A 2,137-nucleotide genomic window follows, 5' to 3' on the forward strand; every position below is an offset into this window, starting at 1 on the left:
GGCGGCCGCAAGCTTCACGGCGTACGAGGCGAGCGACGACTGGCTCCCCGTGCTCGCCGAGCACGACGACGCGCTGCTGGCCGCCTCTCGCCGCTCCAGCCGCGGGCGCCGCGGAACAGGTCGCGGTGCAGCACGATGCCGGCGCCGATGCCGATCTCGCCCGAGACGTAGACGAAGCTGTCCAGCGCCGGGCCGCCGGCGTGCAGTTCCGCCACGGCGGCCAGGTTGGCCTCGTTGTCGATGGTCAGCGGCAGGTCGCTCAGCGGGCCGCCGGCCAGGATGCCGGCCGCGTCGACCTCGTGCCAGGCGAGGTTCGGCGCGCGGTGCACCTGGCCGCCGGCGGAGACGAGCCCGGGCACGGCCAGCGCGGCGCCGGCCACCGTGCGCCCGGCCGCGGCTGCTTCCGCCCGCAGCTCCGCCCCGAGGTCGGCGACGGCCCGCAGGACCGCGTCGGGGGTCAGCGGGCGCTGGTCGCCGTGCCGCACCGCCCGGTGCCGGACCGTGCCGGTCAGGTCGACGACGCAGCCGGCCAGGTAGTCGACGTTGATCTCCAGGCCCAGCCCGGCCGGGCCGTACCCGTGCAGCACCAGGCCGGCCGCCGGTCGCCCGGCGCCGAGCCGCGGCGCCGGATCCACCTCGGCGAGCAGCTGGCCGCCGACCAGGTCGTCGACGAGCGCGGAGACCGTGGCCCGGGTCAGCCCGGTGCTGGCGGCCAGGTCGGCCCGGGACGGCGGGCGGCTCGCGGTCGCGACCTGGCGCAGCACGAGCGCCAGGTTGTGTGCGCGCACGCTGGCCTGCCGCACCGGAGATCCGCCGTTCACGGCCTTGACACTGCCACGGCTGGGTCAAATAATTCAACCGCTAAACAAATTAACGCACTCTCGGAGGAGGCCCAGGATGGCAGCCGATCCCACCCGCGCCGATAAGTTCTCGTTCGGTCTCTGGACCGTGGGCTGGCAGGCCCGCGACCCGTTCGGCGACGCCACCCGGCCGCCGCTCGACCCGGTGGAGTCCGTCCACCGGCTCTCCGAGCTCGGCGCCTACGGTGTGACGTTCCACGACGACGACGTCATCCCGTTCGGCGCCGACGACAGCAGCCGCGGCGAGCACATCGCCCGGTTCCGCAAGGCGCTCGACGAGACGGGCATCGTGGTGCCCATGGTGACCACCAACCTGTTCACCCACCCGGTGTTCAAGGACGGCGGGTTCACCAGCAACGACCGCGACGTGCGCCGCTTCGCCCTGCGCAAGGTCATGCGCAACATGGAGCTGGCCGCCGAGCTGGGCGCGCAGACCTACGTCATGTGGGGCGGGCGCGAGGGCTCGGAGTACGACCTCGCCAAGGACGTGCAGGCGGCGCTCGACCGCTACCGCGAGGCCGTCGACTTCCTCGCGCAGTACTCGGTCGACCGCGGTTTCGGCCTGCGCTTCGCCCTCGAGCCCAAGCCCAACGAGCCGCGCGGCGACATCCTGCTGCCGACCGTGGGCCACGCGCTGGCGTTCATCTCCAGCCTCCAGCACCACGAGCTGGTCGGCCTCAACCCCGAGGTCGGGCACGAGCAGATGGCCGGCCTCAACTACGCACACGGCATCGCCCAGGCGCTCTGGCACGGCAAGCTCTTCCACCTCGACCTCAACGGCCAGCGCGGCATCAAGTACGACCAGGACCTGGTCTTCGGCCACGGCGACCTGGTCAACGCGTTCGCCCTGGTCGACCTCATCGAGCACGGCGCGCCCGGCGGCGGTCCGGCCTACGACGGCCCGCGGCACTTCGACTACAAGCCCTCGCGCACCGAGGACTTCGACGGGGTGTGGGCGTCGGCGGCCGCCAACATGCGGATGTACCTCCTGCTCAAGGAGCGTGCGCAGGCGTTCCGGGCCGACCCCGAGGTGCAGGAGGCGCTGGCCGCCAGCAAGGTCGCCGAGCTGCGCGAGCCCACGCTGAACACGGGCGAGAGCTACACCGACTTCCTTGCCAACCGGTCGGCGTACGAGGATTACGACGCCGACGCCGCGGGCGCCAAGGGCTTCGGCTTCGTCCGCCTCAACCAGCTCGCCGTCGAGCACGTGCTCGGCGCCCGCTAGCTCTCCCCAGGCGCCTGGTCCTTCGGACGGCGCAGATCCAAACCTGAAGATC

General features: G+C 72.6%; 2 protein-coding genes. One reads left to right on the forward strand and one right to left on the reverse strand.

Translation table 11 applies throughout. The features are described 5' to 3' along the window. Nucleotides 1-14: 14 nt before the first annotated feature. Complete coding sequence (locus AB0H87_RS41085) at nucleotides 15-821, reverse strand: ROK family protein (protein WP_360159069.1); 807 nt, start codon at nucleotides 819-821, stop codon at nucleotides 15-17. 76 nt (nucleotides 822-897) lie between these two features. On the opposite strand from AB0H87_RS41085, the gene xylA reads away from it, so the two are divergent. After that, nucleotides 898-2,085: a xylose isomerase gene (gene xylA / locus AB0H87_RS41090; protein WP_360159072.1), complete on the forward strand. Its 1,188-nt coding sequence runs from the start codon at nucleotides 898-900 to the stop codon at nucleotides 2,083-2,085. Nucleotides 2,086-2,137 lie beyond the last annotated feature (52 nt).

This window comes from Asanoa sp. NPDC050611 (genome assembly GCF_040654855.1).
Lineage (GTDB): Bacteria > Actinomycetota > Actinomycetes > Mycobacteriales > Micromonosporaceae > Asanoa.